This is a genomic window from Pectobacterium brasiliense (assembly GCF_016950255.1).
GTDB lineage: Bacteria > Pseudomonadota > Gammaproteobacteria > Enterobacterales > Enterobacteriaceae > Pectobacterium > Pectobacterium brasiliense.
Genome location: NZ_JACGFN010000001.1, coordinates 1,340,319 through 1,361,461, shown reverse-complemented (window position 1 = coordinate 1,361,461; position 21,143 = coordinate 1,340,319). Strand labels below are relative to the sequence as shown.

At 56.6% G+C, this 21,143-nt stretch carries 17 protein-coding genes; 3 read left to right on the top strand and 14 right to left on the bottom strand.

The genetic code is table 11. The features are described 5' to 3' along the window. Nucleotides 1-155 precede the first annotated feature (155 nt). A complete protein-coding gene (locus tag H4F65_RS06210) occupies nt 156-1,142 on the bottom strand; it encodes a class I SAM-dependent methyltransferase (RefSeq protein WP_010285557.1) in 987 nt (328 codons plus the stop codon). Nucleotides 1,143-1,194: 52 nt separating this feature from the next. Between H4F65_RS06210 and H4F65_RS06205 the strand changes: the two genes are divergently transcribed. Then, nucleotides 1,195-2,202: an AraC family transcriptional regulator gene (locus H4F65_RS06205; protein WP_010285558.1), complete on the top strand. Its 1,008-nt coding sequence runs from the start codon at nt 1,195-1,197 to the stop codon at nt 2,200-2,202. 275 nt (nt 2,203-2,477) lie between these two features. Then, nucleotides 2,478-3,980 (top strand): glycine betaine/L-proline transporter ProP, encoded by a 1,503-nt coding sequence (proP, locus tag H4F65_RS06200; protein WP_010285563.1) that lies wholly within the window; start codon nt 2,478-2,480, stop codon nt 3,978-3,980. 79 nt (nt 3,981-4,059) lie between these two features. Here proP and H4F65_RS06195 read toward each other — a convergent pair whose 3' ends face one another. The 11 genes from H4F65_RS06195 to H4F65_RS06145 all read right to left on the bottom strand — a co-directional run bounded on the left by H4F65_RS06195 (nt 4,060) and on the right by H4F65_RS06145 (nt 17,846). Further along, nucleotides 4,060-4,299: a hypothetical protein gene (locus tag H4F65_RS06195; protein WP_010285565.1), complete on the bottom strand. Its 240-nt coding sequence runs from the start codon at nt 4,297-4,299 to the stop codon at nt 4,060-4,062. A gap of 106 nt (nt 4,300-4,405) precedes the next feature. Continuing rightward, entirely contained in the window at nt 4,406-5,866 is a 1,461-nt protein-coding gene (locus H4F65_RS06190; RefSeq protein ID WP_010285567.1) for an AMP nucleosidase, read from the bottom strand. 156 nt (nt 5,867-6,022) lie between these two features. Beyond that, nucleotides 6,023-7,801 carry an ABC transporter permease subunit gene (locus H4F65_RS06185; protein WP_010285568.1) on the bottom strand — a complete coding sequence of 593 codons (1,779 nt, stop codon included), beginning with the start codon at nt 7,799-7,801 and terminating at the stop codon, nt 6,023-6,025. Between the two features lie 37 nt (nt 7,802-7,838). Next, nucleotides 7,839-9,350 (bottom strand): ABC transporter substrate-binding protein, encoded by a 1,512-nt coding sequence (locus H4F65_RS06180; RefSeq protein WP_010285569.1) that lies wholly within the window; start codon nt 9,348-9,350, stop codon nt 7,839-7,841. A gap of 10 nt (nt 9,351-9,360) precedes the next feature. After that, on the bottom strand, nt 9,361-10,608 hold the full coding sequence (locus H4F65_RS06175) for an MDR family MFS transporter (protein ID WP_010285570.1): 1,248 nt from the start codon (nt 10,606-10,608) through the stop codon (nt 9,361-9,363). A gap of 83 nt (nt 10,609-10,691) precedes the next feature. Then, the gene (locus H4F65_RS06170) at nt 10,692-11,528 is read right to left on the bottom strand and encodes an ABC transporter ATP-binding protein (protein WP_010285571.1); all 837 of its coding nucleotides are present in this window, start codon (nt 11,526-11,528) and stop codon (nt 10,692-10,694) included. Further along, nucleotides 11,525-12,358 carry an ATP-binding cassette domain-containing protein gene (locus tag H4F65_RS06165; RefSeq protein ID WP_172645015.1) on the bottom strand — a complete coding sequence of 278 codons (834 nt, stop codon included), beginning with the start codon at nt 12,356-12,358 and terminating at the stop codon, nt 11,525-11,527. Before H4F65_RS06165 ends, H4F65_RS06170 begins: the two co-directional genes overlap by 4 nt. 199 nt (nt 12,359-12,557) lie before the next feature. Continuing rightward, nucleotides 12,558-13,454 carry an Rpn family recombination-promoting nuclease/putative transposase gene (locus H4F65_RS06160; protein WP_010285576.1) on the bottom strand — a complete coding sequence of 299 codons (897 nt, stop codon included), beginning with the start codon at nt 13,452-13,454 and terminating at the stop codon, nt 12,558-12,560. 174 nt (nt 13,455-13,628) lie between these two features. Next, on the bottom strand, nt 13,629-15,422 hold the full coding sequence (locus H4F65_RS06155) for an aryl-sulfate sulfotransferase (RefSeq protein ID WP_010285579.1): 1,794 nt from the start codon (nt 15,420-15,422) through the stop codon (nt 13,629-13,631). Nucleotides 15,423-15,438: 16 nt separating this feature from the next. Then, nucleotides 15,439-16,245 carry an ABC transporter ATP-binding protein gene (locus H4F65_RS06150; protein ID WP_010285582.1) on the bottom strand — a complete coding sequence of 269 codons (807 nt, stop codon included), beginning with the start codon at nt 16,243-16,245 and terminating at the stop codon, nt 15,439-15,441. Further along, the gene (locus H4F65_RS06145; protein ID WP_039320415.1) at nt 16,242-17,846 is read right to left on the bottom strand and encodes an ABC transporter permease; all 1,605 of its coding nucleotides are present in this window, start codon (nt 17,844-17,846) and stop codon (nt 16,242-16,244) included. The genes H4F65_RS06150 and H4F65_RS06145 overlap by 4 nt, the downstream gene beginning before the upstream one ends. Before the next feature lie 237 nt (nt 17,847-18,083). Here H4F65_RS06145 and H4F65_RS06140 point away from each other — a divergent pair, with 237 nt between their 5' ends. After that, complete coding sequence (locus H4F65_RS06140) at nt 18,084-19,220, top strand: ABC transporter substrate-binding protein (protein WP_039320417.1); 1,137 nt, start codon at nt 18,084-18,086, stop codon at nt 19,218-19,220. Between the two features lie 12 nt (nt 19,221-19,232). Here H4F65_RS06140 and H4F65_RS06135 read toward each other — a convergent pair whose 3' ends face one another. Both H4F65_RS06135 and H4F65_RS06130 read right to left on the bottom strand, forming a co-directional pair. Further along, nucleotides 19,233-20,171, bottom strand: coding sequence for a LysR family transcriptional regulator (locus H4F65_RS06135; protein WP_039320420.1), 939 nt, complete (start codon nt 20,169-20,171; stop codon nt 19,233-19,235). Nucleotides 20,172-20,316: 145 nt separating this feature from the next. Next, nucleotides 20,317-21,072: a CDP-diacylglycerol diphosphatase gene (locus H4F65_RS06130; protein ID WP_010285590.1), complete on the bottom strand. Its 756-nt coding sequence runs from the start codon at nt 21,070-21,072 to the stop codon at nt 20,317-20,319. Nucleotides 21,073-21,143: the final 71 nt, after the last annotated feature.

The window sequence follows — 21,143 nt, the reverse complement described above, 5'->3', positions numbered from 1 at the left end:
GCCTTTTTTCAATCAGTCACGCCCTGTAATGTCATTTATAGGCGCTTTGCATCGTACTGACAACCTTAGGTGTGCAGAAATATGATAATCATCAACATGATGCAGCAGCGGCGTTGTCAGTCTTGCCGGTGTCAGCGGGTACGAAGTATCTGCGGTTATCGGTGTTTGCGGGCGATCAGTACATTCAGCGGTGCCATGGGAAATGCCTGATGACGACGAGTTTCGACGGAGGTAAAGCCCGTTTCTAACAGCCACTGCGTCAGTTGACCTTCCCGCGTGACGTGGCGTCCACTCATTTGCATCGGCAGGTAGAACGGCAGAACCGGTGCGGCATCCTCCGGCGCTTCGGCAATCTCCGCCTGTGCCAGAACCAGCGTGCCCTCCGATGCCAGCGTATCGTAGAGCGTGCTCAGCATAGTGGGAATGTCTTCGACAAAATGCAGGAATGAGGAGCTCCAGATCAGATCGTATGTTTCACTGGGAAACGTGCCGCTTTGCTCCGACAGGCGTGCGGATAATCCGGCTGCATCGATATTGCGCTGCGCTACGGCGGCAGTCTGCGGCAGGTCATACACCGTGCCGGAGATCTGAGCATGACGCAGCGCCAGCGTAATCGCTACCCAGCCGGGGCCGCCGCCCAGATCGAGAACGTGTCTGATTTGCGGGAAATCCGGCAGGCTGGCGATCAACTGCTCGGCACGGTCGGCCGTTATTGCCCGCTGTTCCTGAGCGATTTGCTGTTCCGCGGCATTGGCCCACGCCGCATCGCGCGGTAATTCGCTCAACTGCGTTTGCAGCGGCTGAGACATGCCGTCGCCGAGCCCTTGACCAAACTGACGCAGGCTGGTCAGGCGAAAGCGCCAGGCGTCGCCCAGAAAACGTGAACTACTGCGACAGAGCACGGCGGCGCAGGCTGGAGCGGTGCGATAGCCGTCGTGATGGCGCGTCAATAGCTGCATGCTCCACAGGATCTCAAGTAGAAACCCGGTTTTCTCCTGCTGCCAGCCCAGCGCTTTCGCCAGTTGCTGCGGCGTGGTGATCTCTTCCAGTCGGTCGAAAATCTGCTGTTCCAGCGCCAGATATAAGGCGTCAGCCTTCACGCTGCTGGCGGCAAGCTGCCATAACGTCTCTAATTGATTCATAAGTGGTTTTTCCCCATAGATGGTCAGTCGATAGGGAATATGCTATCTATAAATGAGAATCGTTATTATGTTCATTGTTATGCGAGACGGCGTTTTTCATATGCGAAACGGCGGGGAGAAGATGGTGCAAAGACAGCAACGGGTGCGAGAGGGATTATCATCGGGCGATCTGTGCCGGATGAATGAGGTGAATCGTTCTGATTCGCGTCGAACACTGCCAGGCAACATCGGTGAGTGCTGGTCGGATTTCAGCCGTATTGATGCGGATCTGTCGCTGGCGCGTTCGCAATATCGCCCGTATCGTGCCTTGGTGGAAGAAACGCAGAACCCGCATTCGCAGCCGATGCTGATCATGACGTTTGCGCTGGCAGGGGAGTCTGCTTATTACGATTGCGGCGGCTCATCGATCGGGTTTCGCCAGCAGCATGTCACGATGACGACGTTTGGTGCCAGCGCGGGCGAGCGCCATTATCAGGCTCAGCAGCAGGTCGATCAGCTACGGCTGCTGGTGGGGAAAACGGCGGCAGCGCGCTATTTTGGCGCGGACTGTGCGGAGCAATTGTTTAACGATGATAGGGTACAGCTGCGCGCATTTACGCCCGTCTCTGCGGCTAGTCAGGTGCACGTCAATGCGCTGTGCAGTGATGGCGATCCGCTAAATCGACATATCCATGCCTTAAGCCTGCTGGCACAGTATCGGCACGTCCTACAACCGGAAGAGAAGCGCGGTGGTATCCGCCCACAGGAACGGCAGCAATTGGATCAAGTATGTCGCTGGATGCGTGAGCATCTGGCCGAACCGCTGACGCTGGCCTCTATTGCAGCTCAGGCTGGAATGAGTGAATCCAGACTCAAACTGGGGTTTCATCGCTGCTTTGCGACCACACCGGGTCAGATGCTATTGCAGATGCGGATGGAACGGGCACATCAGCTGCTGGAACAGGGATTTCAGGTGGCGCAGACGGCATGGCAAGTTGGCTATCGACACCCTGCTAATTTCAGTCTGGCATTTACGCGCTATTTTAACCGTAACCCGAAAATGATTACTTCGCGTAAGTAAAAATACCCCTCTAACAGTAATGTGATGATTTTGTCATAACTATTTACCATTATTTTCCTTTTACGATATCTCTGTGCGTTATTTAGGCATACGGTGCCAGAAGCCGAGCTTTTGTCTAAATTCCTCTATACTTCATCCAGCAGCATCAACGTGTAATAGATATTGCGGCCAAAGCTGTTCATTTTTCTTTCAGCGTGCAGTCGGGTGGTTCCCTGTGCATGAAAGAGAGTGTTTTATTTTTAATAAATGGTCGCTTTTTAAGCAAAGGAAAAAAGATGAGATTTAAAAAGAAAAAAGTCGAACCGATGAAAATTCAGGACATTACCATTATTGATAATGCCAGACTTAAAAAAGCCATTACCGCCGCCGCATTAGGTAATGCGATGGAATGGTTTGATTTCGGTGTATATGGTTTTGTAGCGTATGCGCTCGGACAGGTCTTTTTCCCCGGAGCCGATCCCGGCGTACAAATGATCGCCGCGCTGGCAACGTTCTCGGTTCCCTTTTTGGTTCGACCACTCGGTGGGATATTCTTTGGCGCGATGGGGGATAAATTTGGTCGCCAGAAAGTCCTGTCGATCACCATTATTATCATGTCGGTGAGTACATTCTGTATCGGCTTGATTCCGTCCTATGAATCGATTGGTATTTGGGCACCGATATTACTGCTGTTGGCGAAACTGGCGCAGGGATTCTCCGTTGGCGGCGAATATACCGGCGCCGCGATTTTCGTTGCTGAATATTCCCCAGACAGACGACGCGGCTTTTTAGGAAGCTGGCTGGATTTCGGCTCTATTGCCGGGTTCGTGATGGGCGCGGGCGTCGTGGTGCTCATTTCCTCCATCGTGGGAGAAGAAAGCTTTCTGGATTGGGGATGGCGTATTCCGTTCTTTATTGCCGCGCCGCTCGGATTAATAGGGATTTATTTGCGTCATGCGCTGGAAGAAACGCCGACATTCCAACAGCACGTTGACAACATTGATAAAGAATCAAAAGACAGCATCCAATCTCCGCCGAAGATTTCTTTGCGTGAAATTGTGACCAAGCAATGGAAAGGTCTGCTGATCTGTATCGGGATGGTGATTAGCACCAATGTCACCTATTACATGCTGCTGACCTATATGCCGAGCTACCTTTCACACAGCCTGAATTACTCGGAAGATCACGGGGTGATGATTATTATTGCCGTCATGATCGGGATGCTGTTTGTGCAGCCAGTGATGGGGCTGATGAGCGACCGCTACGGGCGCAGGCCGTTTATTATTTGCGGCAGTATTGGGCTGCTGCTGCTGTCGGTGCCGAGCTTCATCTTGATCAACAGCGATGTGATTGGACTAATTTTCTGCGGATTACTGATGCTGGCTGTACTGCTGAATTCGTTCACGGGGGTGATGGCTTCAACGCTGCCCGCGCTGTTCCCGACGCATATTCGTTATAGCGCGTTGGCGACCTCATTTAACGTTTCCGTACTGGTTGCGGGCTTTACGCCAACAGCGGCGGCGTGGCTGGTGGAATCGACTGGCAACCTGTATATGCCGGCGTACTACCTAATGGTAATTGGGCTGATCGGCCTGATTACCGGGATGTCGATGCGTGAAACCGCTAACCAGCCCCTGAAAGGCGCAACGCCAGCGGCATCGGATCGGACGGAAGCCAAAGAGCTGTTGCAGGAACAGTACGACAATATCGAGCAAAAAATAGAAGAAATTGACGAGCAAATCACCGAACTGGAGAAGAAAAGAAAGCGGCTGACCGAACAGCATCCTGAGATTAATTGACGCCGCTTACCGATAGTAAAAAAGCGCCACGAATGTGGCGCTTTTGCTATGTCGCGAACAACGACTCTGTCACGTAGGGCTAGCGACCAATGAGCCGCAGCTGGGTGCAAAATGGGCAACCGCAGCCGTTAATGGAGGTCGCATCGCACTGGCCGGGATGAATGGTTTCCAGCCCCATTGGCGTAAAGCTTGAAAAGGTGCGCTTAGGCTCATCGCTATTGTTCAATCCACTCTCCGTAGACTGAGCCATTTTTGCCTGAAACGCTGAGGCTTGTGTCGCCACCAGGGAAAGAAACAGAACTGACAGACCTTTTTTCATCGGGCTTATCCGCTAGGGTATTTGGTTTGTTATAACATAACGTATTTAGTCACGCCAGAGCAGCCGACCGCCCGAATAGGGTCGGCTGTCTAACTGCGTCATTCGATTAACGGAACGGTGGCTCGTTAAAGGTACGCAGTTTGCGCGAGTGCAGCTTATCGCTTTCCGCCCGCAGCAGATCGATAGCGCAGATGCCAATCTGCAAATGCTCCGAAATCGCCCCTTCATAGAAACGGTTTGCCTGTCCCGGCAGCTTGATTTCGCCGTGCAACGGCTTATCCGAGACGCACAACAACGTGCCGTAAGGGACACGGAAGCGATACCCCTGTGCGGCAATCGTTGCACTTTCCATATCCACGGCGACGGCGCGACTGAGGTTAAACCGCAGGGCAGAAGCCGCATAGCGTAGCTCCCAGTTGCGGTCATCGGTGGTAACCACCGTGCCGGTACGCAGACGCTGTTTAACTTCTTCCCCCGGCATACCGCTGACCATCTTGGTGGCGTCATACAGCGCGCGCTGTACCTCGGCGATGCTGGGAATCGGGATGTCCGGCGGTAGCACGGCGTCCAGTACGTGATCGTCACGCAGGTAAGCGTGCGCCAGTACATAATCACCGATGGACTGGCTTTCGCGCAGGCCACCGCAGTGGCCGATCATCAGCCAGGCATGCGGACGCATCACCGCGAGGTGATCGCAGATGGTTTTCGCGTTGGATGGCCCGACGCCAATGTTGACCATCGTAATCCCTTTACCCTGACGAGGAATCAGATGATAGGCCGGCATTTGGTGGTTCTTCCAGGCCAGATCGGACACCGTCTGCTCGGGGTTTGGCGTCTCGGCGGTGATGTAAATACCGCCAGCACAAGATAGCGCCTCATACGGGCTATCGGGATCGGCAATCTGCGCACAGGCCCAGCGCACAAACTCATCGACATAGCGCGTGTAGTTGGTGAAGAGGATGAACGGCTGAATATGTTCTACTGGCGTGCCGGTGTAGTGACGAAGCCGCGCCAGCGAGAAATCGGTACGCAGCGCGTCGAAGTGTGACAGCGGCGACGTGGTGGTGGCGTGAAACAGCCCATCTGCCGTTTCATCTCCAATCTGCGACAGCTCTGTCGTGGGGAAATGCTTGGCGATACCGGCACTCATCGAACGGTCAAGAATCAGATCGGAACCGTCGAGCACGTAAGGGAACGGGATTTCCTGCTGTGACGGGCTAACCTCGATGGTGACGTCATAATCCCCCTCCAACAGCGCCAGCTGTTCCGCCAGATAAGCGCGCAAAAATGCCGGACGGGTAACGGTAGTGGAGTAGCTGCCGGGATGGGTAAAACGCCCATAGGCGCGATGACGAGGATGGCCGGTCGAATTGCCACTCCAGCTAACGCGGAGAGCAGGGTAGGCAAATAGCCCCGCCGTACGCGCGTTAGCATCAGGCAGCGTGCCATCATTGATGAAGTCCCCGATGGCGTCGCGCAGCGCCGAAACGGCGTCATCATACAGCGCTTCCAGTTTATCCAGAGTCTGAGTGACGGTAAGACTGACGTGGGATCCGCTGTTATGCATATTCTCTCCTTTAATCACGCTCTACACATATTCATATGTACTTCGGCAGAGGTTAGCTCACAGCGTAACTGAAGATGCCCAGCCCCGCCATCGTGAAATCTGGCAGAGCTGTGAACGTGGAGAGAAGCGGGCGCTTAGGTGATGTCCTGCAATAGATTAGTGCTTGTGGCGACCGGAAAGATTCGCTGCGCTTACCGCCAGTATCGACAGCACGCCGAGTGCCGCTGCTGGTGCCAGCACGCCCCAGAAGGCACGTTCGATATACGGCATCCCTTCAGCCAGCACGCGTCCCCATTCTGGCGTCGGCGGTGATGCGCCCAGACCTAAAAAGCCGAGCGATGCGAGCGCCAGCGCGATGCCCGGCAGTTTCAGCATGGCGTGACGGAAAAGCGGGCCAATCAGCGCGGGCAGAATATAGAACAGGCTGCGCCGTATCGGGCCGACGCCGAGAATCGGCAGCATTCGAATATAAGGGCGCGCATTGATTTCAGCCACCAACGCCGCCGTGTGGGCTGCGAGCGGTGCCCAACTCACGGCAATCACGGCAATCGCCGCACCCGTTGCAGTCGGGCCGTTTACCGCAGCAACCAGCAGCCCGGCAATCACTGGCGGCAGGGCGTTAGTCACTTCAATCGGGCCGGTGAACAGACGCGGAAAGAGCCCAACCAACAGGCCAATTGCCAGACAGGCCAGCGATACCGCCAACGCCAGCAGACAGGTATTTAACGTACCGTGTGCGACGCGCGCCAGCAAATCACGCCCCATCGCATCCGCGCCAAAAGGCAGCAGAAACGACGGCGGTTGCAGACGCAGAAAGGCCGAATTATAGGGATCGCGCGGCAGGCCAGCCAGCAACAGTAGCGCCAGGATCAGCACGCAGATAATCGGTAGCCAGATGGCATGGCGAGACGCGGGGCTACCACGCTCTTCCGGCACGGGCATCGCGCCGCTCCGCAGCGCGCGTCCAAGAATCAGCAGCCGCACGCCGCTGGCGGCGATGCCTGCCAGCGAGGCAATGAGTAAGAGAATCAGCACGCCGACCTGTAAAGCGGGCAGATCCTGTGCCGCTGCCGCCCCCAGCGTGGCGCGTCCCAGACCGGGAATCGCGAATACTTTTTCGACGGCAATGGCACCGCCGGTTAACGAGACCAGCACCAGCCCGACCAGCGGCATCACGCTGGGCAACGTGCGTTTCAGCACGGCCAGCGCGATATGACGGCGGCTCACACCTGCCACACTCCAGGTGGTGAGCCAGTTTTCGCTGAAGGTGGCAGATAGCGCGTCGGCAATAATCCGGCCAAGGTAGCCGCCTGCTGGAATACCGAGCGCCAGCGACGGCAGCACCGCGTAGTGCAGGCCTAGCCAGCCATAAGGGGGAAACCACTGTAGCCAGACGGCACCGACAATCAGCAGAAATGATGCCAGCAGGAATTCGGGCAGCGCGGTAAATAAGGCGGCAAACAGACCGCCTGAACGATGAACCTGACCGCGCAATCCCTGCCGAAAGGTCGGGGCGCACAGCACGGCAGCCAGCGTGAAGGCCACCAGCGCTGAGGAGGCCATTAGCGTGATCGAGACACCCGTTGCTTGCAGCATCCCTGGAAGAACCGGCCGACCAGACACCCAGGAATTGCCCGCATCGCCGTGCAACAGGCCGGTCAGCCAGTTCAACAGCAATTGCAGCGGGCCTTGATCCAGCCCGAGTGAGTGACGAATTGCGTTTAGCGTTTCCGCCGTCGCTTCCTGCTCGCCGGAACGGGCGCGCAGCAGCGCCAGCGCCGGATCCTGACCGGATAGCCACGGCAACATGCCAATCAGCACCACAATCCCCGCCAGCGTCAGCAGCCGCGAAAACAGCGGGATCAGCACGCCATATCGCGGGCGTTGCGTCTGGTTGATGGTCGCACAAGTGCGGCAATACAGCGATTCGCTCATAAACTCGTCATCTTTCTGGTTGCGGGTGCGCTATCCGTTACTTGGCGCTGGTAACAATATGCGTAGCGGCGTTAATCAGCGTGCGTTCACGCGGGTCGCGCAGTGCGTCTTTTACCTGTGCACTTTCACCTTGAATCACACGCTCATGCAGCATTGGGATCGCGGCATCGCTGGCAAGGATCAGGTTTTCTGCCTGCATGATGGCCTGACGGCGAGCTTCGCCAGCAGGAATCGCCGCTGCTTTTTGCAGCGCCTGATCGATCTCCGGGCGGCACAGTTGAGCGATATTGAATGATCCTTCGCAGGCAAAGTCGCTATATAGATAGGCAACTGGATCGCCGGAATCCAGCACCGTCGCGCGCGATAAGATAAAGGCGTCAAACTTGCCTGCCAGCGCGTCGGATTCGATCTGTGCATATTCACGCACCACCTGTTTTACCGTAAACCCAGCGGCAGTGAGCTGCTGTGCCAGATAGACTGCCACTTCAGGTAGCTCAGCGCGATCGCTGAAGGTTGCCAGCGTAATGGTGGCACCCGCAGGCGTACCGGCTTTGACTGGGTTCACTACAGGTTGACGCAGTCCTGCCGCCCACGGCAGTGCAGGGCCTAACAGACCCTGCGCGATATCGGCGCGTTTCTCATACACGTTGTCTACCAGCTGCTGGCGATTGATTGCATCGCGCACGGCGGCACGCATCGCAGGATCTTGCATCACGCCATGACGTGTATTCAGATACAGCGTATTGGTGCGCGGCATTGGCACTTCATGCACCAGCGATTGCTCCAGCAGCGGTGCCTGTGAAACGGGAATGGCTTCGACAATGTCCGCCGTGCCGGTACGTAATGCAGCAGCACGTGCTGCGCCGTCGGAGACAAAGCTCACGTCGATACCGCTGGCCTGTGCTTTCTCACCCCAGTAACCGTCGAATCGATCCAATACCGCGCTGCTGGTGCCGGTGACGGTACGCAGAACGAACGGGCCGCTTCCGGTGTTGATCGGATTGACGACGCCATTTTTACCATATGCCGCGCTGGAGAGAATCGCCAACTGCGGGCTGGATAAACGCTGCGGCAGCAGCGGATCCGGTTTAGCCGTGGAGACAACGACGGCGTTATCGCCATCGGCTTTTACCGTTAACTGCACGCCGTCCAGAATGCGCGGTTTGGGGGCGGCGGTGGAGGCCACGGTGAGCGCATTCACTACCGTGGCAGCGTTTAAGGCGGTGTTATCGTGAAAATGGACGTTCGGGCGTAGTTCAAAACGCCAGGATTTATCATCGATCTGCTGCCATTTTGTCGCCAGCGCAGGCTGGGCTTCGCCGAGTTTATCGAGTACCACCAGCGTTTCTGCGGTGCTCCAACGCGACAGCTTAAAGGCATCATCGCTCAGCGGTGTCAGGCCGGAGCGCGGCGGCTGAAGCATCGCCAGTTTGATTCGACCGTCATGATGCGAGGAATGGTTTTCCTCCGGCTCGTTGAAGCAACCAGAAAGCAGCAGCGTGGCTGACAGCAAGCCAGAAACGGGCCACAGGCGATTACGCATATTCATCAATCTGTCCTTATTCATTCACGGTTGGAGCGGATTTAAACGGGCGGCAGATGACCATCATCGCCAGCGAACTGCACAACGGCACGGCGGCGAGCAGCACCCACGGAATGGCGGCCTGCGGTGACGGCGTCAGCGCGCGGTCAAGCTGGCTGCCGAGGATAAAGTTGCCAACCAGAACGGCGATGCCACCCATCGACGCCAGCGCGCCGTAGTGCGCCCCCAAATTCTGGTTGTTGGCAAAGCGCGGGATAAGGTCCATCCCGACGGGAACGATCAGCATCTGCCCCAGCGTCAGCAGCGTAATTAACGAGATAGCGGGAAGTAGACGCTGCCAGCCTTCAGGTGGCGTGCTGGAAGCAAACAGCGCGACACTAAAGAACGATGCAGCTAGCAGCGCAAAGCCCAGTGGCAGCATGCGTGCCGCGCCAACCCGGCGGGCAAAACGCGCCAGCGGGAGCTGCAATCCGATCACCAGCAGTGAAGCGAGGACAAATAGCGGACCGAGATCTTTCTCGCTGCTGCCGGAGCGATGCAGTTCAACCGGCAGCGCCAGATAGAGCTGGTTGTAGCTGAACAGGTAAGCGCTGTAGGCAATGATGAACGCGACAAAACGGCGCTGGCGGAACGTTTCCCACCACGGGGCAATCTGTAATTCTCCCCGATTACGCTGCGTTGGCGGCAGGCTGAAAAACAGGACGATGAGTGCGATAACAAACACGCCCGCACCGGCTAGCGCCACGCGCTGGAATCCGTATCCCGCCAGTACCGAACCGAGCAACGGCCCCAGCACCGCGCCTAACTCGCCGCAAATGGCAAACAGGGCGAACCACTCGGAGCGGCTGCGTTTTCCCTCTTTTTCACTTTGCGTACCGGCCTGTGCCATCAGCGCTTCAATCGCGGGGGAGAACAGAGCACCGCCGACACCGGTCAGACAGGCACCAAGGATGATCGGCCACAGTGAGTCGCCTAAGGCCAGCAGGAGATAGCCGCTGATACGCACGACGCAGCCGCACAGGATGATCACGCGCGCACCAAAGCGATCGGCCAGCGCACCGCCGACTAAAAACATGCCCTGCTGAGAAAAGGTTCGTAAGCCAATCACCAGCCCGATGGCCCAGCCGGAAAGCAGCATATCGTCACGCAGGAAAATGGCCAGAAACGGCACGACGGCATAAAAGCCAATGTTGAAAACCAGCTGGCTACCCAGAAGTAACGGGGGATAAGGCCGTGGGGCGCGGTTGGCGGTAAGGTCTGACATGTCATGATCCGTTATAAAAAGCCCGTTACGGGGAATGTGTTATTGATGCGATATTTTATGGTAAAAAGCGTGTTTTCAGCGAGCTAATAGCCCGACGTCGATAGGGCGGGAACGGCCTGCAACAGACGGGCGGTGTGCGCCTGCTGCGGCGAAGCCAGCACCTCGGTTGTAGGGCGATCTTCAATAATGCGTCCGCCGTCCATGACCAGCATTCTGTCGCATAGCCCGGCGAGCATGGAAATGTCGTGCGAGACCATCAGCAAGCCCATCTTGTTTTGTTCGGTAATCTGTTGAAGCAGGGTTTTAATCTGTTCGCGCAGCGGCAAGTCCAGGCCGCTGACGGGCTCGTCTGCCAATAAAAACTCGGGTCTAACGATCAGCGCTCGCGCCAGCGCAACGCGTTGTGCCTGTCCTCCGGAAAGCTGTCCGGCGACCTTATCCAGAAGCGTGACGCTCAGTCCTACCTGATCCATGACATCGCCCAGTCGGGCAGAATGATTTCCATTAGCGTGGCGGACTTCATCGGGGCGGAGTCGCTTCAATGGCTCTATGAGGAGATCGGCGACGCGCTGACGCGGCGCGAGCGAGCCTGCCGGATCCTGCGGAATGTACTGAACGCGGCGGCGATACCAGAGCAGCGAACGCACCGAACCGGGCGTAATCAGGTTGCCGTCGCAGTACACCGCGCCACGCTCCGGCGCTTCAAGCGCGAGCAGGGTTTTTAGCAGCGTGGATTTACCACAGCCGGACGCACCAACCAGCCCGACGCGTTCGTACTGTTGCAGGTTTAGCGACAGGTCGTGAAAAATCGCACTGGCGGGATCGGCCTTTTGCCACGGCAAACGTGGCGTCTGGCGATAGCGGCTAACGTGCTCAAGACTTAAAAACGGTGAGGGAACCGCATGCAGGTGGTGGTTCATCCGGCGAGTGCTCCGGCAGCAGGTAACATCCTGTCGGATAATAGAGTGTCAGATAAAAGCGTGTCAGCGCGACGCGCGGCAGCGACCAGACTACGGGTATAGGGCTGCTGTGGTGCATTCAGTAGTTGCTGCATGCTGCCGGATTCAACGATCTGGCCGTTTTCCATCACCAGACCACGCTGGCAGAGCTGGGCGGCAACGGCGATATCATGCGTAATAAACAGTAGGGCCGGAGCATCCGGCTGCGTGCTACGTTCCTGTAAGACCGTCAATACCTGCTGCTGGGTCATGACATCGAGCGCGGTGGTGGGTTCGTCTGCTACCAGTAGGCGCGTCTTGCCGAGCAATGCAAGGGTAATGCAAATGCGCTGACGCTGACCGCCGGACAGTTCGGCAGGATAACGCTGCAGTAGGTTGGGGATATCATCCAGCTTCATCGCAGCCAGAAGCGCAGAAAGTTCAGCGGAAGAGGTGGTTTTCAACGCCAGTGACAGCTGTTTTCCCAACGGCATGAGGGGATTGAGCGCCGTTGCCGAGTCCTGGAACACGGCAGAAACGCGGCTAACCGATGGGCGTGCCAGCGCTTTCAACTGACCAACCTCTTCGTCATTCACCCGAATACTGCCACGAATCTGGCAGCCCGACGGCGGTGTGCCGATTACGGCTTTGGCGGTGAGGGATTTACCAGAACCGGACGCCCCGAGTAAACAGACACGTTCACCCGCGAACAGCGTAAAGCTGATATCGCTGACTTTGGTTTCACCGCCCATGGACAGGCTCAGGTTTTCTACCTGAAGAATGGCGTCTGTGTGTCTGTTCCGGTTAATCATAGATAACGTATAGGGGCAGTGTAAATCGATATGTAATAACATAACAAATTACAACGAAGTGATGCAAAGGAAATGTGATCCAGCGCGAATAAATTGGCGCAGAGACGCCGTCATAGTCGACCGCGCCGATGATGAAAAAATGAGGGGGAGAATAATCGCAGGGAAGTGCGGACTATCTCGTGGCGTGTATTTTTAGAGCCTACTCGTTCGATGAGTCAACAAGCTGTGCCAGTTCCGTCGCGCTCAACTGAGTAATCTGGCTGACCTGAGCAGGTTCCATGCCGCTAAGCAGAAGCTGACGAGCAATGTGTCGAGCACTGGCTTTCATACCTTGTTTGATGCCTTTTTCAAACCCGATTTTCTCAAGCTGCTGTGCGATGGTCATGATCGCCTCCCGATCCGTTGACAGAGACTGCGCAACCGTCTCAATAAACTCTGCCGGCCTTGATGTATTGCCGCTCCGCGCGATGTAAAACAGAATCGCTCTTTTTTGCGGTAGTGGCACCTGCCAGCGCTCAAATAATAGCCCGATATCCTGCGCCAGTTCCAGCATATCTCGCGTGCGAATGTGTTTTTGTACTAACTCCAGTAGCGCTACGCGGCGATGCGTCTTGATTTCCTCATCTTGGATTACCGTTAGGTCAATCAAAGGAAAGGATGAATTGTAGAGTTTTTCTGCCTGAATAGCGTCGGTAAAACCGTCGAGCCAACGCAGCGTATAGGGATAAGGGCTACGCTGGCCGTGATAAAACAGTAAAGGAACGACGAGCGGCAAAGTGTCGTGACCTTGAGAGAGGTGCTGTTGCATAGCAGCCAGCGCGTAGCGCAGCAGGCGAAATGGCATCAGTTTTTCTGGGCGACTCTGATGCTCAATCACACAATAGATATAGCCTTGCCCTGCGGTGGTCTGAATTGAATACAGCATATCCGATATTCTTGCGCGTAGTTCCTCGTCTACAAAAGAGGCCGATTGCAGTTGTAGCGAGCTGAAATCGCAGATATTCCTGATTTCTTCTGGCAGATGAATGGCGAAGAAATCCTTTGCGACAGCGGGATCGCTGAGAAACTGTTTAAAAATCGCATCATGCGCGGCCATGCTGTTTTTCCGTCCCTGAATAATCTGTAGGCAATGGTAAAAGAGGCGGATACGGGCAGGGAAGAAGTGCGGAGGAAGACTGCGTCGATATGGAAGGATGTACACAAGAAAAGTGAGAAATGAAAGTAACGACGCGATCTCACTGGGAGCGAGATCGCGTTCAAGGTGTGAGAGTTAAATCTGTTGCTCGGTGAGCCACTGGCGCAGGCGTTCGGGCTGCTGTGCACCGCTCAGGCGAGCCTGTTCTTCACCACTGACGAGCCATAGCAGGGTCGGTAGCGTCCTGACCGCCAATTGCTCCGCGAGGGCAATGTGATGATCGGCATCCAGATAATGGCTCGGCAAGTTGCGGTATTCCTCGTTATCCAGAATCGCTTCTAACTGGCGGTAGAGGCTCTTGCAGTGGACACAGCGCTCTGCGCCGACCAGCAGCAACTGTGGACCTTGTTGGGCTGCCAGTTCAGGCCAGTCGTCGGCGGTCAGTGGAGCAAAACGCTCACGGTTGACGGCAAAGAGTTTCGGGCTGCGCTTGAGGTCTTCGCTGTCAGTCGCGACGCACAGGGCATCGCCGCTCTTTTTGTAGGGGCGCGTGCCCTCAATACGAATGACGCTGGCGAAGCCGGGGGCGGCGGCTCCCGGTTGACGTAGCTGAGTGTTGTCGGGGGCGATCACCGGCGTTTCCTGTGGACGCGACAGCTGTGGTACCCACTCGTAGGGCACGCGGTAGGCGCGATACAGCATGTTGGTGTTCACCGTTTTGCCCCAGTAGGGGGAAATAAACTCCCAGACAATCTCGTGATCGACGGTGACTTCAAAGAGTCTGCCGTTGGCGCCTTCGTTAATCAGCGTATTGCCGTTTGGCAGGCGCTGGATATTACTGATGTACGGGCTGTAAAAACGGAAGGCGTCGGTTGGATGGGGGATGCCCGCTTCGTACGGCGAATAGCGCCAGACAATATCCAGCGTTATCGGGTTGATTTCCAGCACGCGGGAATAGTCACGCCAGGCGTTTTTCACACCGTCGGCTGATGCCGGATTGGGCGCGCCGTAGCCTGCCCAGCCACCGTTATCAAACACCAGAATATTGCCCGCGCCCGGCAAGCCTGCGGGGATCATATGCGCGTGATGCTGGCCGATAATCCAGCCGATGTGTTTGAGTTCAGGTGTGTTGTAGTTGGGGCCAAGCTGCCAGACGATATTGCCGCTTTGCTTGTCGATGATGGCGATTATGTTGGATTCGCGGGCGTCCCAGATGATGTTATCCGGGTGAAAACGGGTATCGCCCTGATCGAACCACGGATTGGGGCCGAGTGCCGACATGGAGTTGATGTGCATCCAGTCGCCCATGCCGCCGCCGCTTTTGCGCAGGTTAGGATTGTTGTACAGTGCGGTTTTCGCATCGTCGTCAAAGCCCAGCTCGTCGAAATGGTCGCTGCAACGCCATTCCCACAAGATGTTGCCCTCCCAGTCCACTTCGATGATGGTGTCGTCGAGCAGCAGTTTGTCGCTAATGCGTTCATTGTGTAGGTTGGTATGCGCCAGCAGTAGCGTGTTGCCGCCAATCGACTGCGGCTCTTGTCCCGGTGCATAATAGCCGACCGGATTGCCGCTGCGCTGGTAGTCATGATGGACGCGCGCCATCCATTCAGGCGGAAGATCGGGATCGGTAATGTGCTCATAGCCGTTGAATTTCCACACGACGTTGCCGTCCCAGTCGATCTGAATCAGATCGACCATGTCCTGCATGCCGTAGCGCGAATCGCGTTCACCGCTGTGTCCGAGGATATAACCGCCGGGCAGGATTTTATTGGGGAAGCCGTGCAGGCCTTCCCACAGGCGCAGTTCGGTGCCGTTCATATCCACCAGTACCGCGCCACGTTCCAGTGCCTGAAAGACGGTGTAGCCGCCCCAGGCTTTTTCCGGGTTGTAAATCGTTGTGCCGGTCGGGTAGACGGAAGGGTGTCCCATAATGGTGCTCCAGTATTTACGTGTTCAGAGAAGAGAGAGCCGCCGTATCGGCGGGCTGCGTCAGCAAGGCGAGCAAATCGCTGCACTGTTGGTGGAAGGCCTGACTGTCACGTTGGCGCGGATGCGGCAGCGAAATTGTCGCAATCTGGCGGATACGTCCCGGTCGCGGTGCCAGCACGACGACGCGATCGGCGAGATAGACGGCTTCCTCGACGTCGTGCGTCACCAGCAGCGTAGTGGTGCCCTCCGCCTGATGGATGCGGCGCAGCTCCTGTTGCATCTGTTGACGGGTCAACGCATCCAATGCGCCAAAAGGCTCGTCCAGCATCAGGATGCGTGGATTGGCGACGAGCCCACGTGCGATAGCCACTCGCTGCGCCATGCCGCCGGAAAGCTGGGCGGGCAGGGCATCGGCAAAATCCTGCAAATGCACGAGCTGGATAAAGTGGTCGATCAGACGCTTCCGCTCTTTTTCGTCGATGGCTTCATTTGCCAGCCCGAGCGCGATGTTTTGCCGCACCGTCAGCCACGGAAACAGGCGCGGTTCCTGAAACACCATGCCGCGCTCACGTCCGATGCCGCGCACGGTTTTCCCTTCGACCAGCACGCGTCCCTGATAGTCGTTGTCCAGACCGACCAGCATACGCAAGAGCGTGGATTTACCGCAGCCGCTGCTGCCAACAATCGCCACCAGTTCACCGCTGTGGATCGACAGGGAAAAATCATCAATCACCGTTAACGCCTCGCCCTGTACGCGAAACTGTTTACGAAGTCGATCGAACTGCACCACCGGCGGTGATACGTCAAGAGTTGTGGATGTCATGCGATTTCTCCTGCGGAACGCCAGCGTGTCATCCGCTGTTCCAGACCTAATCCGACGCGATCGAGCACCGCGCCCGTTAATCCAATCAACAGCATGCCGCTGATAATCAAGGGCATATCCAGTAGCTGCTGAGCGTTGATCATCAGGCTGCCGATCCCGGTGCCGGATGACATGAAATATTCCGCACCGATGGTGCCAAGCCAGGCGTAAATCAGCGACAGACGTAAACCGGCAAAGATTGCGGGAGCGGCACCCGGCAGGATCAGCACCCGCAGGCGTGTCCAGAGACGGAGTTGCAACACCTGTGCGACTTCCTGTAAAGCCTGAGAACGCTGGCGGATACCGCGATGGCTGGCCACCAGCATGGGAAAGAATGAGGCCAGCGCCACAAACGTGATTTTCCCGACTTCATCGTTGCCGACCCAAGCGGTCAGCAGCGGCAGCCAGGCAAACAGCGCGATCTGGCGCAGCGTCGCGACCGTAGGTGTAAAGAGGGCATCGCTGGTGGCATTCAGCCCCAGCAGCACACCGCACACGAGCCCCGCAATAATGCCGCATACTGCACCGGCAAGCGCTCGGGTCAGGCTGGCCTGCATCGCCTCGGTGAGCGAACCGTCACGGATGCCTTGCAGCAGCATGTGCCATACATCAGCGGGCGGTGGCAGCAACAGCGGGTCTATCCAGCCAAAACGGCTGGCCTGTTGCCAGAGCAGCAGAAGCAGAAAAGGTAAAACCAAAGCGGATAAACGACGAGACGGTGCGGTAGTTAAGCGACTGAGCGGTGGATGTGGCCAGAAGACCAGACGGCGTTCCAGCCGATTGATTGCCCACTCCATAGCCAGCCCCGCCAGCCCAATCACGGCGATGCAGACAAATACAATATCCAACTGAAACAGCTGACGTCCCCATACCAGCAGGTAACCAATGCCCTGAGATGACGCCAGCAGTTCGACCACAATCAGCGACACCCACGCCTGCGAGAGCGCCAGCCGTAAGCCGGTTAACCAGGTGGGGAGCGCGGCGGGCAGCGTTAATTTGATGAGACGCTGATGCCACGGCAGGCGCAGAGTGCGAGCGACTTCCTGTAGCGCATGCGGCACGTTACGCACGCCCGTTTGCGTATGCAGCGTCACAGGGATAATCACGGCCTTGATGATGACCGCGAGTTTTAAACCGTCATCAATCCCGAACAGCACCATAAACAGCGGGATCCAGCCCAGCGTTGGAATTTGTGCCAGCGCGTATACCGTCGGGTGCAGCAGATGTTCGGCGCGGCGCGAGGCGCCCATCAGCGCACCAAGCAGCGTTCCCGCCAGAACGCCTGCCAGCAGGCCGCTCGCCAACCGTTGCAGGCTGATAAAGAGCTGCGGCAGGAGATCGTTGTGCCAGAGTTCGACGGCGGTGTTAGCGACGACATCGGGAGCCGGGAGAATCTGAGCGGGCATCCAACCGTAGTGGGTGCTGATATACCACAGGGCCAGCAGCGCCAGCGGCACGATGAGTGGCACCACAAGTATTGGCATGACAAGAGAATAGGCTCGTGCTATCGGCAGTGCAGGCCAGACGATCGCGTTTTTTTTCAGCAGTATCGGCTTATTCATTTTATTCCCGAAAACCATCGCAGCTGGATGAATAGGGAATAAAAAACAGGTTTCGACGTTGAACGCCAATGCAATAAAGCGATGGTCGCCGTGCAAGAAATGCATATGCGTGGCTCGAGCCCGTCACCCCTGATTTATGCTTTTTTCCGCTGAGCAAACCTGTAAATGTTATTTAAGCCTGATGTCGACGGTTCGCTAGTTTCATGGCAGATGAAATGGATTATTAAGGAAAACCGTATGCAACAAACCACCCTGTTGTTCACTGCCTCGCCGATAACGGCATCTTCCCGCTGGCGCAGGGGGATGAAGGTGTTAAGTACTGCCTTGCTGATGGGTGCGGCACTCGTTTCCACCGTTCAGGCAAACGACGACGCACCGCAGGATGCACAAAAGCCGACGGAGATTCGCATTGGTTTGCCGGATCAGAGCGCAGGCAGCAAGCCTTTTATCCGCGGGCCGCTGGGGTTGGCACATATTCAAAAACAACTGGAGAAAGAATTTGAGCCGCAGGGCATCAAGATTCAGTGGTCGTTCTTTAAAGGCGCGGGCCCGGCGGTGAATGAGGCGCTGGCAAACAAGCAGTTGGATGTGGTGTATTTGGGCGATCTGGCGGCCATTATTGGTCGGGCGGGGGGATTGCCGACGCGGGTGCTGGTGGGATCGCGCGGCTCTAATTCTTATCTGGCGGCGACGCCGGAATCGGGTATTCAACGCATTGAAGATTTACGCGGTAAGCGGATTGCAGTCTACAAGGGAACGGCCGATCAGCTGTCGTTTGAGCGCGCGATTAAAAGCGTCGGGCTGAACGAGCGGGACGTACGGGTGATCAATCTTGACTGGACGGCAGGCAAAGCGGCGCTGGCGGCCAGACGCGTGGATGCGGTGTGGGGCGGCGTCTCTCTGCTGGCGTTGCGTAAACAGGGCATTAATATTGTGACCACCAGCCGGGCGCTGGGCTGGCCGAACACCACACAGGCTGCCGTGCTGGCGACGCAGGACTTTATCGACCGTTATCCGGGCACGACGCAGCAACTGGTGAATGTGCTGGTGGACAATGCGCAGTGGATCGGCGATGCGCAGCACCTGCCGGAATACACCGCGCTAATGGCCGAACAGAGTCAGATTCCGCAGGCGATTTTTCAGGAAGAGCTGAAAGCGGAAGATCTCCCTTTCCAAAGCTCGCCGCGTCTCGATCCGTTCCTGCTCAGCAGCTTGCAGGACAGTATCGAGCGGGCGAAAGCAGCCGGGCTGATTCGCAACACATTCTCGGCCAGCGACTGGTTTGCCGGCCAGTTTGTTGATAGGGCGCTGAAAGCCAAAGGGCTGGAATCGAACTGGGCGGTATATGACGCTAGCGGTAATCCCACGAAATAATCACGAATGCGCTCACAGGGTCGGCAGTGCCGGAGCCGGTGAGCGCAGCCTGTCCTGCGCCAGTATGCTTTCGATCATCAACTCAGCCAGCGGTGGCAGCGTTCTTTGCAAACAGGTGACGATACCGAAGCGGGTTTGCATATTTCCCCATTCCGGCGGCGTGCCCGTCAGCGGAATTTCTACCAACTGATGGCTTAATCGCCCCAGCGCAAAGCCATCCTCGCTGGCGAAGCTGATGGCCTGCGTATGCCGCAGGATGCTGAAGACGGAATAGATATGGTCACACTGAATCTGTGGTCGATAATCGGGCTGGCGCGTTAACGCCGCCAGCACCTTGCGCATACCAACGGGCATAAAGGGGGAAGCGAGCGGAAAGCGCAGGAGATCGTCCGGCGTCACGTTTGCCTGCTGCGCCAGCGGGTGTGAAGAGTGGCAGATAAAGAAGCAGCGCTGCTGGCTTAATGGCTGTACGTGGAGGTTGGTTTCCATTTCGGCCTGCCAGGTGTCGGCAACGATAAAAGGCCACTCATCGGCCAGCAGCCGCTCACGCAGGGACTGCCAGTTATCCACACTGTAGGTGACTCTGGCGCGCGGACGAAGGGCATGGAAATGCGCGACCGCTTTGGGGATCAGCGTGGTCGACGGTGCGGGGCCGCAGCCAAATGTGAGTTCGCCTTCTTGTGCCTCGCTGATTTGCCGCATGTCGGTCATCAATTCCCACGACAGCTCCTGCATACGCCGCGCAAACGGCAGCAGCGTATTACCCTGCCACGTCAGTGCAAAACGGCGGCTCTGGCGGTCGATAAGCGGATGCCCCATTGTTTGTTCCAGCGCCTGAATGCTGCGGCTGAATGCCGATTGCGACAGGCAGACGGCCTCTGCGGCTTGTACAAAACTACCATGTTCGGCCAGTGCAAGAAAATTGCGTAATTGCCGTAAATCCAGATGCATGTTGCAGCTACCTAACATATCGATTTTCCCCACTTTTTAGGCGGAGGTCGGCCGGCAACGCAATGAACAAAAAGTCATAAGTTATAGCAAATTGATTGCTATAGAGCTTCAGCGCACGCAGGCCGCCGTCTGGCGCGGTCAGCGGCTATTTTGCCAGCGCACAGGAAAAATCCTGAATTTCTTCCACGGACCCGAGACTCATATTGAACACGTCAAGGCTGCTGGCGAGCAGTACCTTTTCGCCTGCTGGCGTGGAGACCATTGCGAGTCCGTATTTGCCGATAGATTCATCCCGCTGTTGGGCGTAGCGATCGAGTGTTTTGAACGGATCGCTTTGGGTCAGTTCGTTCGCCGTGAGCGTTTTTGCCAGATAGGTATGCCCGTTGATTTTGACCGGCAGCGTTTTCCAGTCGGCAGAGAGCGTCGGGAATTGCTGATTCAACGTTTGATAAATTTCCGGGCGCAGGCAGGCAATGTGGATATGCAGTTGGTTTTGCGTGCGTCCATAGCGTGAATTAATCGCCAGCGAGAGGTAGTCATCTTTGATCGGTTTGCCCGCTTCACGTGAAAGATGGCCGCGTCGATCCCACGCCTGCATAAAGAAATTAGGTACGTTTTGCTGCAAGAGTTCAGGGCTTTCGATGCCGCTAATTTTATCCGTTGGGAGCAACAAGTCGTGATAGGGACCGTTTCTGTCATCGAAGAGCACGTAGCCCTCTGCCAGATTAACTTCCAGACAAGGAGCCGGATTACCATTGCGCTGCTGATTGGGCACGCATTGTTCGCTGACGATCTCCCACAGTGCATTGCTGTTCCCTCGGCTAACTTTCCAGCCTATTGCCGCGGCCGTGAGTAAAATGATGGCAGAAACAGTGAAGATCAAGATCGTGTTACGTTTCATGACGGGTCTCCAGCAGGCGCAGAAAGCGCTAAGTAGCGGGGAAAAACAAGGCATGATAAATCAGTGATAAG